Origin of the sequence: Methylocystis sp. WRRC1 (assembly GCF_020733155.1) — a bacterium.
Classification (GTDB): Bacteria; Pseudomonadota; Alphaproteobacteria; order Rhizobiales; family Beijerinckiaceae; genus Methylocystis.
On sequence record NZ_JAJFZJ010000001.1, the window covers coordinates 2,770,727 to 2,784,534 of the forward strand.

The window sequence follows — 13,808 nt, forward strand, 5'->3', positions numbered from 1 at the left end:
TTTCGCCGCATCACCTCTTTCGCGCCGGCGCGGGCTCGCTGTCCTTTCCCCAGAAGAGCGCCAGCAGCGCCAGCAACACGGCCGCCGTCAGGAGGTAATACGGCGTGCGCGCGGAATAGAGACGCCCCACCGAGAACGGAAAGCGCGACACCCAATGTTCGCCGTTCGGCCCGTCGACGGTGACAATGCCGACATAATCGCCGCTTTCCTTGAAATCATATTCGAGATTGAGCGTGCCTGTCGGATAGACCCGGGGCGGCAGGTAGGCGACGGTGATCCTGTCGAGCTTCTCCTGCTCCTCCTGTTCCTCGCTGACATTGCGCACGATCCGGAAATCCGTCTTCATGTCGCGCATTTCGTTCTGCGCATAGTCGAGGATGAAGATCGTGTCTCCGGTCGCTGGAATGTCCTCGCAGAATTTCCTGTGCGAGAGGCTCGGCTGGTAGCCGGTGAAATACATGAAATCCGGGCCGACTTTCAGGACGCAGGCTTCCTGCTCGTGCCGTATGGCGCCATGCGCCAGCGCCGGCGCGGCGCCAGATGCGCCCAATGCGGCCAGCGCGCAAAGGGCGGGAAATCGAAGGTTGAACATATCGTCCTCCCATCGTTCGGGCCGGGCCGAAAGCGCCTGCTTCGCATATGGCGCGCAACGGAGCCGACGGATATGCGGCCCGGGCGAAACCCCGTCCCGCCCGCTACCGGCCCGTCTCTCGTCCGCCGCATCCCTCGTGAATGATCCGCGACCGCCCGCCTTCCGGCGCGCCGTGGAGCCATAGGGTAGATTGCGCCTTCTCCTTGCGGATCAAGATCTGCGCAGATCCGCAAAGCGGGTTCCTCTCCGGCCCGGGGACACGGTAAGATCGGCGCGTCGAAACGCTTCGAAGGTTGACAACATGCGCCGGCTCTTCGCCGCAGTGACGCTTGCCGCCCTCAGTCATCCCGCCGGCCCTGCGGCCGCGGCTGATCTCAACGACTATCCGACCTCGGCGCGCGCCGATTACGTCTTCGGCTGCATGAAGGCCAATGGCGACACGCGACTGTCGCTCGAACAATGCTCCTGCTCGATCGACGTCATCGCCAGCATCCTGCCCTATGAGGGCTATGTCGCCGCCGAAACCGTGGCGAGCGTCAATCAGCAGGCGGGGCAGGTCGGCATGATGATGCGCAACACCGGCGCGGCGCGCGACGTGCTGGAGACCTTGCGGCGCGCGCAGGCCGAAGCGCAGGTCAGGTGTTTCTAGTTATCTCGAAAGCGGCGGAGGGCACATGCTCATTCTCATTCTCGGAATCGCGATCTTTGTCGGCGTCCATGTCTTCGCTAGCTTTCGCAAACAGCGGGCGGCGCTGATCGAGCGGCTCGGTCTCAAGACTTACAAGCTCGTCTACTCGCTCGTCGCGGCCGCGGGGCTTGCGCTCATCATCTTCGGCTTCTCGCGCTATCGCGCCGAGGGCATGATCCAGATCTGGTCGCCGCCGGAGTGGACGCGCCATCTGGCCATGCCGCTCGTCTGGTTCGCCTTCATCGCGCTCGCGAGCCGCCGCGCGCCGCCGTCGCGGATAAGGGGCTGGCTGCGTCATCCGACGCTAGTCGCTGTGAAGAGCTGGGCGCTCGCGCATCTCCTCGTCAATGGCGATCTCGGCGGCATGATCCTGTTCGGGTCGCTGCTCGGATGGGCCGTCTATGACCGCATCGCCGTGAAGAAGCGGGGCGACATGGGCGCCCCCCGCCTCGAAGCCTTTACGCGCGGCGATGCGATCGCGGTCGGCGCGGGGACGGCGATCTTCGTCTTGATCCTCTTCCTGCACCCGTGGCTCTTCGGCGTCGCCGTCCTGCGGGGTTAGGCTATAAAAGACGCAGGGCGAGCCCGGCCCCTACGCTGAGCAGGAGCGTCGGGCCGAGGCCCAGACCGAAGCGCATCGCCGCGCCCGCGACGGCCGAGAGCGCCAGCGCCGTCATGTCGACGCTGGCGAGGACAGGAAGTTCGAAGGGCAGGCCTTCCGGCGCCCAATGGGCGCGAAAGAGGAAGTGCGTCGCAAACCACAAAGCAAGATTTGTAATGACGCCGACGACCGCCGCCGCGATCGCCGCAAGCGCGGCGCCGAGCGCCTTGTTTCCGCGTAGCCGCTCGACGAAGGGCGCGCCGGCGAAAATCCACAGGAAGCAGGGCGCGAAGGTCACATAGGCCGCAAGCAGTCCGCCGAGCGCTCCGGCCACAAGCGGGGGCAGGGCGCCAGCATTGCGGAAGGCGGCCATGAAGCCCACGAATTGCACGACCATGATCAGCGGCCCCGGCGTCGTCTCCGCCATGCCGAGCCCGTCGAGCATCTCGGCCGGCTGAAGCCAGTGGAAATGGTCAACGGCCTGCTGGGCGACATAGGAGAGCGCCGCATAGGCGCCGCCGAAAGTGACGACCGCCATTTTCGAGAAGAAGACGGCGATGCGGGTGTAGACGTCGCCGGCGCCGAGGATTGCGGCAAGCGCGGCGACCGGAACAAGCCAGAGCGCCGCGAAGGCAGCGGCGACCATGAGCGCCCGCCGCGCGGGCGGAGCGTCGTCCATATCATCGCCGGTCGCCTCGCCATGCGCCGCCATTTGGCCCGCGAGCCCGATGCGCGCGCCGAGTAAGCCGATCAGACCTGCGCCCAAAACGATGAGTGGAAAGGGCGCATGGAAGACGAAGAGCCCGAGGAAGGCGAGCGCAGCGATCGCTTTCTGTGCGGGATTCTTCAGCGCGCGTCCCGCGAGCCGCCAGATTGCGGCTACGACCAGCGCCAGCACGGCGGCCTTCAATCCGAAAAAGGCGCCGTCGACGGCCGGCGTTGCGCCATAGGCCGCATAGATGAGGCTCAGCGCCATGACGGCGATGACGCCCGGCAGAATGAACAGCCCGCCGGCGACAAGGCCGCCGATCGTTCCGTGCATCAGCCAGCCGATATAGGTCGCAAGCTGCTGCGCCTCGGGACCCGGCAGCAGCATGCAGAAATTCAGCGCGTGCAGGAAGCGGCGCTCGGAGACCCACTTTTTTTCGTCGACGAGCACGCGATGCATCAGCGCGATCTGCCCGGCGGGACCGCCGAAGCTCAGAAGCGCGATGTGGGCCCAGACGCGCGCAGCGGCGGCGAGTGTGACGGGGCGTAGAACCTGAGATACGGATTCAGACGACATGAAGCGCCCTCGGCTTGCGAAGCTGGACGCGATGCTTGGGCATGTCGCCGGATTGGCCGATAGCCAAACGGGGAGATCGCCTTCCCCGCGATCATCAAGCCATGCCCGAGGCCCCCGCGTCAACCTGCCCGCGCTTATCCGCCGAGCCGCGCGAGCGCCTTGTGTCGGCCGATGAGCGGCAGCAGCGCCGCAAGCTCCGGTCCGCTTTCCTCGCCTGTCAGCGCGAGGCGCAGCGGGTGGAACAGCGCCTTGCCCTTGCGGCCCGTCGCGGCCTTCACCGCGCCCGTCCAGGTGGACCAGGTCGTTTCGTCCCATGGTTCGGCGGGAAGGAGCTGCGCCGCCTCCCCGAGGAAACCGGCGTCCTCGTGGATCGGCGTGATTTCCCCTTCCACAACGCGCCACCATTTCAGGATCTCGTCGAAACGCGAGAGGTTGCCGCGCGCTGCGCGCCACAGCGGCTCGGCCTTGTGGCCGACGACGTCATGAGCTGCGAGGCGCTCTCTCACGTCCCCGAATTCATATAGCGCGAGCGTGCGATGGGTGAGCGTTCGCAGATCGTCGGGGTCGAAACGCGCCGGATTGCGCGACACATGCGCGAGGTCGAAGCTCTTCGCCAACTCCTCCAGCGAGCGCATGGCGTGCACATTGTCGGAGGAGCCGGTGAGCGTCGCGAGCGCGGCGACCGCCATGGGCTCGTAGCCTTCCTCGCGCAGCGAGGCGATTGAAAGCGAGCCCGTGCGTTTGGAGAGACCCTCGCCGCTCGCGCTCACCAGCAGATTGTGATGCGCAAAGACCGGCGCGACGGCTTGTGGGGCGAGCGACCTGAAAAGCTGCAATTGAACGGCGGTGTTCGTCACGTGGTCTTCGCCGCGGATGACATGGGTGATCTTCATGTCGATGTCGTCGACGACCGAGGGGAGCGTATAGAGGAAGCTCCCGTCCGCGCGGATCAGCACCGGGTCCGAGAGCGCCGCGCAGTCGATATGCGCCGGCCCGCGAATGAGATCGGTCCATTCCACGACGCCGGGCTCCAGCTTGAATCGCCAGTGCGGGCGGCGTCCCTCCGACTCCAGCTTCGCTTTCTCGGCGTCGGTCAGGCGCAGCGCGGCGCGGTCATAAACCGGCGGCAGGCCGCGCGCCTGCTGGATCTTGCGCCGCTTCTCCAGCTCCTCCGGCGTCTCGTAGCAGGGATAGAGGCGCCCCTCCTCGCGCAGCTTCGCCGTCGCGGCCTCGTATCGCGCAACGCGCTCCGACTGCCGGAAGACGGCGTGCGGAACAATGCCCAGCCAGGCGAGATCGACCTCGATCCCCCGCGCGAACTCCTCGGTTGACCGGGCGGAATCGGTGTCATCGAACCGCAGTATGAATCGTCCATGGTGCGTTGCGGAGAACAGGAAATTGAACAGCGCCACGCGCGCATTGCCGATGTGGATGCGGCCGGTCGGCGAGGGCGCGAATCGAACGATAGGAGAGGTCATGAGGAAGCTTCGTCAGGAGTTTTCGCAAACCATGCGTCGCGAAAAGATTCTCGCGCTGCAGCCCTTTTGCCAAGAAGCGGCGGCCTTGTCAGGCGGAATATTGAGCTGGCCGCGTCCGGGCGTCGCCGGTCGCGCGTCCCGCGACAAGGAGCAGGTCTCGCGCCGGCGCCGCGCCAGCGCCCTGCGTTGCGACGCGTAACGCGCCGCGCCCATGTTGCTGGCCTATGTCTGCGCCGGATGGTGCGCTTTCATCCTCGTCCTGAACTTCGCCGCGATGGGCGTCATGGCGCGAAAATGCAAGGCGCGGCCCCGCACCCTGCCGGCGCCGGCCGCCGCGCCGCCGGTGAGCATCGTGCGCCCCTTGCGCGGCCTCGAGACCTTCAGCGAGGAGACGCTGCGCGCGACTTTCGAACTCGACTATCCCGACTATGAAATCATCTTCTGCGTCCAGTCGCCGAATGATCCGATCATCCCGCTCGTCGAGCGCGTGATCGCGGAGCATCCGCGGCGGGAGGCGCGTCTTCTCGTCGGCGACGATTATGTCAGCGCCAATCCCAAGCTCAATAATTGCGTGAAGGGCTGGGAGGCGGCGCGCCATGACTACGTCATCCTCGCCGACTCCAACGCCCTGCCGCCGCGGGACTATGTGCAGACGATGCTCGCGGCCTTCGGGCCCGACACGGCGATGACCGTGTCGATGCCGATCGGCTCCCGGCCGAGAGGCTTCTGGGCGGCGGTCGAATGCGCCATCCTCAACACTTTCCAGGCGCGCTGGCAGTATGGAGCCGAGGCCATCGGCATCGGCTTCGCGCAGGGCAAGAACATGATGTGGCGGCGCGAGGTGCTTGACCGCGCCGGCGGCATTCGCGCGCTGGGGAGCGAGATCGCCGAGGACGCCGCCTCGACGAAGATCATCCGCGCGCAAAAGATGAATGTGCGCCTCGTCGACATGCCCTTCGAGCAGCCTCTGGGAGAACGCACGGCGCATGAAGTCTATTCGCGCCATGTGCGCTGGGCGCGTCTGCGGCGCGTCACGTTCCCGGCCTATTTCGCGCCGGAATTCATGAACGGCAGCTTCGTCGCCATTGTGCTCGGCGCATACGCCGCCCTGCAATTCGATGGGAGCGTCAGCGCCGCGGCGCTGGCGGCCGCGCTGATCGCCCTCTCGCTGCATTCCGGCGAGATCATGCTTGCGCGAATTTGCGGGTTTCCCGTCGACTGGCGCACCCCCTTCGCGCTCGCCATGCGCGACCTGCTTTTGCCGGTGATGTTTGTCGATGCTGTGCTCTTCGACGATTTCGTCTGGCACGGAAATGCGATGACCGTTCGCGAAGTGGAGGACACGGCCGGGTAGGGCGTTCGGGAAATGTGTAGGCGGTTTTCCGTTCGAACGCGCGACAGGATATGCCGCTGGAGCAAATTCGGCCGAATTTGCTTTAGCGCGCGCCCTCCCGCAACATTGCGAGCGTTCGCGCGTCCTCTTCGCCCGCGAAAAATTTCTCCAGTGCCTTCGCGAAGATCGCTTCCTGCGGCGCGGCGTGCGCGAAGAGGGTCATCGACGATCTGAATTTCTTGCCGTCGACGTCGCCGAGCACGTCTGCTGCCGTGCGGCCCTCGATAGCGAGCATCGCCTCGACGCAGGCGCGCAGCCGCGGGCCAAGGATGGGATGGGCGAGATAGGCGACGGCCTCGTCCAGTCCAGAAATCCCGTAGAACTGCGCCGTCTCGCTGAAACCTAGGCCGCGCAGTTGAGGAAAGACATACCACATCCAGTGGCTCGTCTTGCGCCCCGCCTGCAGTTCCCGAAGCGCGCGATCGTAAGCGGAACGCTGCGCATCCACGAAGCGCCGGAGATCATGGGGGTCGTCCATTCGCGCCACTCCGTCGCGCTCTGCGCAGCGTCGCGCCGCGCAGACCCGATCGGCGGAGCGACCGACTCACTCCGCCGCGTGTTGTTCCTGCACGCCGCGCGCGACGCGTTCCGCCTTCAGCAGCTCCGCCACGAGGAAGGCCACCTCGATCGCCTGTTCGGCGTTGAGGCGCGGATCGCAATAGGTGTGATAGCGGTCGCGCAGGTCGTCTTCCGAGATGGCGCGGGCGCCGCCGGTGCACTCCGTCACGTCCTTGCCGGTCATTTCGAGATGAATGCCGCCGGCGTAGGTGCCTTCCGCCTGATGGACGGCGAAGAAGTTGCGGATCTCCGACATGATACGGTCGAATGGCCGCGTCTTGTAACCTGCGGCGCTGATCGTGTTGCCGTGCATGGGGTCGCAGGACCACACGATGTTGCGGCCCTCGCGCGACACGGCGCGCACCAGCGCCGGCAGCGAGTCGGCGATCTTGTCGGCGCCGAAGCGGCAGATGAGCGTGAGGCGTCCCGGCTCGTTTTCCGGGTCCAGGGCGTCGATGAGGCGCATCAGCCCGTCGGGCGTCAGGCTCGGGCCGCATTTCAGGCCGATCGGATTCTTCAGCCCGCGCATGAATTCGACATGCGCGCCATTTTCCTGCCGGGTGCGGTCGCCGATCCACAGCATGTGGCCGGAGGTCGCGTAATAATCGCCGGTGGTCGAGTCGATTCGGGTCAGCGCCTGTTCGTAGCAGAGGAGGAGCGCCTCGTGAGACGTATAGAAATCCGTCTGGCGCAGTTCGGGATGGTGCTCGGGGTCGAGCCCGATCGCGCGCATGAAGCCGAGCGTCTCGGTGATCTGGTCGGCGAGCTTCTGGTAACGCTCCGACTGCGGGCTGCTCTTGACGAAGCCCAGCATCCAGCGATGGGCGTTCTCGAGATTGGCGAAGCCGCCGGCCGCGAAGGCGCGGATGAGGTTCAGCGTCGCCGCCGACTGGCGATAGGCCAGAAGCTGGCGCTGCGGATCGGGCTCGCGCGCGGCGTCGGTGAAGTCAATATCGTTGATGATGTCGCCGCGATAGCTCGGCAACTCCTTGTCGCCCTTCTTCTCGACGGGCGAGGAGCGCGGCTTGGCGAACTGGCCGGCGATGCGGCCGACCTTCACCACCGGCGAGCCCGCCGCATAGGTCAGCACCACGGCCATCTGCAGGAAGACGCGGAAAAAGTCACGGATGTTGTCGGCCGAATGCTCGTTGAAGCTCTCGGCGCAGTCGCCGCCCTGCAGCAGGAAAGCCTTTCCGGCGGCGACGTCGGCAAGCTGACGCTTGAGGTTGCGCGCCTCGCCGGCGAAGACGAGGGGCGGAAAACCGGCGAGCTGCCGCTCGACATCGGCCAGAGCCGCCTGATCCCGGTAGACCGGCGTCTGCTCGATCGGCAAATTTCTCCAACTGCCCGGCGTCCAGCGTTCCACTATCCCAAACTCCGAAAAATCAACGCCCAAGCGGGCGCGTCAGCGGCGCCGCAGCATCGGCGCGAGAGGCGCTTATAGATGAAAACGGCTTGAAAAGCGACCCTTTCGCCATAGACCCCCGGCGAAGGCTTAATTGGGGCCCCCAGTTGGCGACGGTTCCCGTCAGCGGTTATAAGCGGAACGCATCCGCATGCCGCGTCGGGAGCCCATGCCTTTCATTCTGTCGCAATTCATCGAGGCCGCTCGCTGGATCGGCGCGCTCGTCGTGCTGGCGGTCCACACGAACAATATGTACATCAACCTTGCGGATATCATGACCGCGCCACATGCGCCGCCGGTATACGCATGGTGGTTCTTTGCGGCCTTCGAACTCGGCCACCAGGCCGTGCTCGGCTTTTTCGTGATGTCGGGCTATCTCGTCGGCGGCGCCGTCGTGTCGCATATCCTCAAGCGGCAGGACTTCCTGCGCGAATATTTCATCCATCGCGTCACCCGAATCTATCTCGTCCTCGTGCCGGCGGTGATTTTCACCCTCATGCTGGATCAGATTGGCCGCCGGGCCTTCGCCGACAGCGGCGTCTATGAGTGGCCGATGTTCGACGGACATTTTTCGGCGACGCTTTTTTTCGCGAGCCTCGTCAATCTGCAGAGCATCGCCTTCGACTATTTCGGCACCAACGGCCCGCTTTGGTCGCTCGCCTGCGAGTTCTGGTATTACGTCACCTTCCCGCTGCTGCTGCTGCCCCTGGCGCGCAATTATTCGCCGGCGCTGCGTTTTGGCGGCTTCGCGCTGGGCCTGGCGCTGCTCGTCGCGCTTTCCATCCCGCCGAGCTTCTTCAAGTTCGGCTATATTCTCTGGGCGGCCGGCGCCTTCGCCACGCTTCTGCCTCGGCCGATCATCCGTTCGCGCTGGCTGGCCCTAGCGCTCTATGCGGTCGTCGTGATCCTGATACGCTTTCTCGTGCGCGGCCCCAATCTCCTAGCCTGGCCGCGGTTGATGGATATTTCGGATTTTGTCGCCTCGATGCTCTTCATCGTCGTTCTGGTGTCGTTCCGCTTCGGTCCGCACGAGGGTTTCTCCCTGCTGCGGCCCAAGCTTCACAAGACGCTCGCCGATTTCTCCTTCTCGCTCTATTCGATCCACCTGCCGATGCTGATTTTCATGCGCGCCATGGTCGGCCATGTATTCGGCCGCGACTGGGCGACGCAGCTCGCCACGCCGCAGAATTACGCCGCCGCCTTTGCGGCCATGGCGGTCACGATCGTCTCGGGTTACGGTTTTTCGCGCCTCACGGAGGCCAGGACCGGCGCCGCCCGGCGGGCGTTGCGAAGCCTTCTCGACAGAATCGCGCCCGCCGCCGCGAGGCCGGCGGAGTAGACGTCGTCCTGTCGGGATCAGTCGGGGCGACGCCGGCGCGCGGGCGCGCGCATGGTGACGAGTTCTTCCGCCATGGTCGGGTGCACGGCCATCGTCGCGTCGAAGTCCCGTTTGGTCGCGCCCATGCGCAAGGCGACGCCGACGAGCTGGGCCATCTCGCCCGCCTCCGGCCCGAAAATATGCGCGCCCAGCACCCGCTGGCTCTCGGCCTCGACGACGAGCTTCATGTATACGCGCTCCGCGCGGCCCGAGAGCGTCGCCCGCATCGGACGGAAGGACGTCTCGTAAATATCGAGCGCGGGATGCTTTTCCTGCGCGGCGGCTTCCGTCAGTCCCACCGTGCCGATCTCGGGCGTCGTGAACACCGCGCTCGGCACGCAGTCGTAGTCCACCGTCGTCGGCGCGCCGCCGAAGACGCTGTCGGCGAAGGCGTGGCCCTCCCGAATGGCGACGGGCGTGAGGTTGACTCGGTCGGTCACGTCCCCGACGGCGTAGATCGACGCGACATTGGTGCGCGACTGCGCGTCGACGATGATCGCGCCATTTTCGCGCGTCTTCACGCCCGCCAGCTCCAGCCCGAGATGCTGGGTCAGCGGCCGGCGGCCTGTCGCGACCAGCACGGCGTCGACGGTCAATTCCTCCCCGTCGCTCATCGTGACGGCGAGGCCGCTTGCGGATTTGTCGATGCGGGACGGCAACGCGCCGGCGTGATGGCGGACGCCGGCATGCTCCAGCGCTTCGGAAAGGCGCTTGCGCAGATCCTCGTCGAAGCCTCGCAACGGCAGTTCCGCGCGATAGGCCAGCGTGACCTCGGAGCCGAGGCGGGCGAAGACGCTTGCGAACTCCACCGCGATATAGCCCGCGCCGACGATCAGCAGCCGCTGCGGGAAGGAGGGCAGGTCGAAAATTTCGTTCGACGAGAGGCCCCATTCGAGGCCCGGAATATGCGGCGCAAGCGCTGGCGCGCCGCCCGTGGCGACAAGGATGCAGCGCGCGCTGGCCGTGCGGCCGTCCGAGAAGCGGACGGCGTTCGGCCCGGCGATGGTCGCGCGGGCGCGGATCAGCTCGACGCCGGCGTTGCCCAGCGTCTGCTCATAGAGGCCGGAGAGCCGCGTGATCTCCTTCTCCTTGGCCGAGACCAGCGTCGGCCAGTCGAAGGAGACGTCGCCAACGCGCCAGCCGAAGCCCCTGGCGTCCTCGAATTCGTCCCTGAAGCGGCTCGCCAGCACATAGAGCTTTTTCGGCACGCAGCCGCGGATGACGCAGGTGCCGCCGACGCGAAATTCCTCGGCGATGGCGACCTTCGCGCCGTGGCTCGCCGCGACGCGGGCCGCGCGAACCCCGCCGGAGCCGGCGCCGATGACGATGAGGTCGTAGTCGAAATCGCTCATGGCCCCTCGCCCGAGATGTCTCCGATGATGCGAACGCCCTTCGCGCCGGCGATGAAGATCGCCTTGGCGAGGCCGATGAAGAGCCCGTGATCAACGACTCCCGGAATGCAGGAGAGCCGCTCGGCAAGCGCCTCGGGCGCGTCGATCGCGCCGAAGGCGCAGTCGAATATGTAATGTCCGCCGTCGGTGAGATAGGGCGCGTCCGGCGCCGCCATGCGCCGGGTGATCGTCCCGATCAGGCCGAGGCCGCGAGCGACGCGCTCGATGTGCAGCTGCGTCGAGCGCGCGCCGAAACGGTCGACCTCGACGGGCAGGGGAAAAGCGCCGAGCGTCCGCACCTCCTTCGTTGCGTCGGCGATGACGACCATGCGCCTCGAGGCCGCCGCGACGATCTTCTCGCGCAACAGCGCGCCGCCGCCGCCCTTTATCAGCCGCAACCGGGCGTCGAATTCATCGGCGCCGTCCACTGTGAGATCGAGTTCCGGCGTTTCGTCCAGCGTCGAAAGCCTGATTCCGAGGCCTTCGGCCTGGGCCCGGGTGCGTTCCGACGTCGGCACGCAAAGGACCTCGAGACCGTCGCGCACGCGGGCGCCGAGAAGATCGACGAAATGTGCGGCGGTCGAGCCGGTGCCCAGCCCAAGCTTCATGCCATGGGTCACGGTTTCCAGTGCGGCCGCGGCTGCGGCGCGTTTCATCGCCTCGGCGGAAAGTGCGACCACGGTCATTTCGCCTGCGGGGTGCAGACGACCGAGCTCTCGTTGAGCACGAAGCAGATCGACATCATGCCCGAGCGCAGATCGACGCGGAACACGCCGCCCTCGCCCGTGTGACGGGAGGCGACCAGCGCATATTCGCTGAAGGTTCCCGCCTTTGCGCCCTCGCCCGGGGGATAGCAAAGCGTGACGCCGATCGGCGAACCCTCCTTGAGGCCATATTGGCAGGCGCCGACTTCACCCGTCGCCCTGTCGAGCCGGAACACGCGGTTGAGGTCCGTCTGCGGGGCGGCGAGAAATTCATAGTTCCCCGCCGCGGCGGCCGGCGCAACGCTCGCGGCGGCGAATGAGGCCGCGAGGAATAGGAATCGTCGCATGTGGAAAAAACGCGTGTGACGCATTCGTCCGCTCCCTGTCGCGAATCGGTCGGGGCAGTCTACACGCGCAGGCTGCGCGGCGCCGATTGCGGCGAAAAATTCCTTGACCCGGCTCGATCCGCCCCGCTACGCCCTCGGCGATGACAACCACTGCGCCCACCCTCGTATTCGACCTCGACGGCACTCTGGCCGACACCGCCCATGACCTGATCGCGACCCTCAACGTCCTGCTGGCGCGCGAGGGACGGCCGAAGGTCGCGCCGGAAGCGGCGCGCAGCCTCGTGGGCGCCGGCGCCCGGGCGCTGATCGAGCGCGGATTCGCCCTCGACGGCGCGCCGCCGCCGCCCGAGCAGGTCGATCCGCTGGTGCAGGATTTCCTCGCCCATTACGAGGCCCATATCGCGGACGAGAGCCGGCTTTTTCCCGGGGCGCTGACGGCGCTAGACCGCTTCGCCGCCGCCGGCTTCCGCCTCGCGGTCTGCACCAACAAGCCGGAGCGGCTCGCGAAGCTTCTGCTCGAAAAGCTCGAAGCCGCCGATCGTTTCGCGGCGATCTGCGGACGCGGCACTTTCCCCATGCACAAGCCCGACCCGCGCACGCTGCTGCTGACGATCGAGGCGGCGGGCGGCGACCCTCGCCGCGCGGTGATGGTCGGAGATTCGAAGACGGACGTCGACACGGCGAAAAACGCCGGCGCGCCGGTGGTGGCGGTCGATTTCGGCTACACGGACGTTCCGGTGTCGGAACTCGGCCCGGACCGGATCATCTCGCATTTCGACGATCTGTGGGACGCGACCCACGCCATTTTGCGCGCGCCGGCCCCCGGTCGCACTTGACGGACAGCCTCGCCCTCTCTTACAGGGGAGGCGTCTCGCGAAAATCGCGACGGGCGGCTAGCTCAGCGGGAGAGCACTCCCTTCACACGGGAGGGGTCACAGGTTCAATCCCTGTGCCGCCCACCATCTGAATTTACGATCTTCAAAATTACCTGAAATCTTCGGGAGCGTTGGGGGAGCGGGCGTCGCTCCCTCATCATCGACGGCCGTCATCCGCCGGCGAGCGGGCGCATCTTGCCGGCGCAAAGAGGCCGCGATCGGCTCCGATCGCGGCCCCTCGCCGAGTGGTTCTTTCGCAATCAACCGGGCAAACGCGGTCCGCGCGTGTTCCCGCTGCGATCCGCCTTCGTGATCAGAACTTCATGCTGGGCTTGTATCCCTCGGCCGCATTTCCCGGGAAGGGCTGTATCGACTTGATGCAGTTGTATGAGCCGTCGGCCGACATCGTTCCGTTGGGGCCGCAGACGAAGACGCTGTTGATCGTGGCCGTCCGCGCTTGCATCGAGATCGGCGACCCGCCGCAGGACGTCGACGATTTTGCGACTACGCGCACCGTGCCCCAGACACGAAAGGCGTAAGCCCCGCTGTTCGCGCCCGTGCCCGGGCCGGGATTCGTCGGCCTGAAAAAGCTTTGATAGGTCCCGGGCGTATTGTACTTCGCCTTGAGCGGATATTCGATGGTGAGCTCACGGCTCGCGCGAAAGCCTGCTGCGGCGGGCAAAACGCTGCCGCCCGCTCCGGTCGGCTTCATGGCGGTGTTCATGTAAATCGCCGACACCTTGAGACTGACCGTGTCGCCCGCAGCGGTGTCGATCGGCGCGGTAATGTGAGGATGGTTGGCGTGGCGCGTGTCGCCCGCCGCCTCGTCGGATGTCGCGGAAGCCGAGGCGCTCGCCGGACATTCGCCGTCATCGGCTTTCAGAATGACATCGACGCCGTTGAATGTGTCTTCGAACGCCGGCTCGCTGCTGAAGCCGACCGTGAGAACGATAGATTTCTTCGAGGCGGGCAGCGTGCGGGATTCATGCGCCACTGCCGGCGTCATCGCCGCTTGAGAGACGAGCGCAGTAACAAGAAGCGTCGGACAAACTAGCGTCTTCATCATCTTTTCCTTTGTTTGGACATGACACGACTATCGGCCGACGTCCCCGT

Annotated in this window: 15 protein-coding genes and 1 tRNA gene; 7 read left to right on the forward strand and 9 right to left on the reverse strand. The window is 66.0% G+C overall.

What is annotated here, in order from left to right; all coding sequences use genetic code 11:
- Positions 1-10: 10 nt before the first annotated feature.
- Positions 11-592, reverse strand: a complete 582-nt coding sequence (locus LG047_RS13485; RefSeq protein WP_227967313.1) for a hypothetical protein — start codon at positions 590-592, stop codon at positions 11-13.
- Between the two features lie 301 nt (positions 593-893).
- On the opposite strand from LG047_RS13485, the gene LG047_RS13490 reads away from it, so the two are divergent.
- Both LG047_RS13490 and LG047_RS13495 read left to right on the forward strand, forming a co-directional pair.
- Positions 894-1,241, forward strand: a complete 348-nt coding sequence (locus LG047_RS13490; protein ID WP_036285589.1) for a hypothetical protein — start codon at positions 894-896, stop codon at positions 1,239-1,241.
- A gap of 25 nt (positions 1,242-1,266) precedes the next feature.
- The gene (locus LG047_RS13495; RefSeq protein ID WP_227967315.1) at positions 1,267-1,842 is read left to right on the forward strand and encodes an NnrU family protein; all 576 of its coding nucleotides are present in this window, start codon (positions 1,267-1,269) and stop codon (positions 1,840-1,842) included.
- A gap of 1 nt (position 1,843) precedes the next feature.
- On the opposite strand, the gene chrA is transcribed toward LG047_RS13495, so the two are convergent.
- Together chrA and gltX are read right to left on the reverse strand one after the other, a co-directional pair.
- Complete coding sequence (gene chrA, locus LG047_RS13500; RefSeq protein WP_227967318.1) at positions 1,844-3,166, reverse strand: chromate efflux transporter; 1,323 nt, start codon at positions 3,164-3,166, stop codon at positions 1,844-1,846.
- Between the two features lie 134 nt (positions 3,167-3,300).
- Positions 3,301-4,644 carry a glutamate--tRNA ligase gene (gltX, locus tag LG047_RS13505; RefSeq protein WP_227967320.1) on the reverse strand — a complete coding sequence of 448 codons (1,344 nt, stop codon included), beginning with the start codon at positions 4,642-4,644 and terminating at the stop codon, positions 3,301-3,303.
- Between gltX and LG047_RS13510 the strand changes: the two genes are divergently transcribed.
- Together LG047_RS13510 and LG047_RS13515 are read left to right on the forward strand one after the other, a co-directional pair.
- Positions 4,643-4,843, forward strand: coding sequence for a hypothetical protein (locus tag LG047_RS13510; protein ID WP_036285597.1), 201 nt, complete (start codon positions 4,643-4,645; stop codon positions 4,841-4,843). The genes gltX and LG047_RS13510 overlap by 2 nt on opposite strands.
- A 12-nt stretch (positions 4,844-4,855) precedes the next feature.
- Positions 4,856-5,998 (forward strand): ceramide glucosyltransferase, encoded by a 1,143-nt coding sequence (locus tag LG047_RS13515; RefSeq protein WP_036285599.1) that lies wholly within the window; start codon positions 4,856-4,858, stop codon positions 5,996-5,998.
- A gap of 82 nt (positions 5,999-6,080) precedes the next feature.
- On the opposite strand, the gene LG047_RS13520 is transcribed toward LG047_RS13515, so the two are convergent.
- Positions 6,081-6,515, reverse strand: a complete 435-nt coding sequence (locus tag LG047_RS13520) for a DUF1810 domain-containing protein (protein ID WP_227967322.1) — start codon at positions 6,513-6,515, stop codon at positions 6,081-6,083.
- Between the two features lie 66 nt (positions 6,516-6,581).
- Positions 6,582-7,964 (reverse strand): class II 3-deoxy-7-phosphoheptulonate synthase, encoded by a 1,383-nt coding sequence (locus tag LG047_RS13525; protein WP_036288894.1) that lies wholly within the window; start codon positions 7,962-7,964, stop codon positions 6,582-6,584.
- A 187-nt stretch (positions 7,965-8,151) separates the two neighbouring features.
- On the opposite strand from LG047_RS13525, the gene LG047_RS13530 reads away from it, so the two are divergent.
- The gene (locus LG047_RS13530; protein WP_227967324.1) at positions 8,152-9,339 is read left to right on the forward strand and encodes an acyltransferase; all 1,188 of its coding nucleotides are present in this window, start codon (positions 8,152-8,154) and stop codon (positions 9,337-9,339) included.
- Between the two features lie 17 nt (positions 9,340-9,356).
- Here the strand turns inward: LG047_RS13530 and gor are convergent, their stop codons facing one another.
- From gor to LG047_RS13545, 3 genes are read right to left on the reverse strand one after another with little or no spacing between them, the layout of a single operon-like run.
- Positions 9,357-10,730 carry a glutathione-disulfide reductase gene (gor, locus tag LG047_RS13535; RefSeq protein ID WP_036285603.1) on the reverse strand — a complete coding sequence of 458 codons (1,374 nt, stop codon included), beginning with the start codon at positions 10,728-10,730 and terminating at the stop codon, positions 9,357-9,359.
- Complete coding sequence (gene rpiA / locus LG047_RS13540; RefSeq protein ID WP_227967325.1) at positions 10,727-11,455, reverse strand: ribose-5-phosphate isomerase RpiA; 729 nt, start codon at positions 11,453-11,455, stop codon at positions 10,727-10,729. The genes gor and rpiA overlap by 4 nt, the downstream gene beginning before the upstream one ends.
- On the reverse strand, positions 11,452-11,820 hold the full coding sequence (locus LG047_RS13545; protein ID WP_036288900.1) for a hypothetical protein: 369 nt from the start codon (positions 11,818-11,820) through the stop codon (positions 11,452-11,454). The genes rpiA and LG047_RS13545 overlap by 4 nt, the downstream gene beginning before the upstream one ends.
- A 140-nt stretch (positions 11,821-11,960) precedes the next feature.
- Between LG047_RS13545 and LG047_RS13550 the strand changes: the two genes are divergently transcribed.
- Both LG047_RS13550 and LG047_RS13555 read left to right on the forward strand, forming a co-directional pair.
- Complete coding sequence (locus LG047_RS13550; protein ID WP_227967326.1) at positions 11,961-12,656, forward strand: HAD family hydrolase; 696 nt, start codon at positions 11,961-11,963, stop codon at positions 12,654-12,656.
- Positions 12,657-12,707: 51 nt separating this feature from the next.
- Positions 12,708-12,782, forward strand: a tRNA-Val gene (locus tag LG047_RS13555).
- Positions 12,783-13,008: 226 nt separating this feature from the next.
- Here the strand turns inward: LG047_RS13555 and LG047_RS13560 are convergent.
- Positions 13,009-13,761: a hypothetical protein gene (locus LG047_RS13560; RefSeq protein WP_227967327.1), complete on the reverse strand. Its 753-nt coding sequence runs from the start codon at positions 13,759-13,761 to the stop codon at positions 13,009-13,011.
- Positions 13,762-13,808 lie beyond the last annotated feature (47 nt).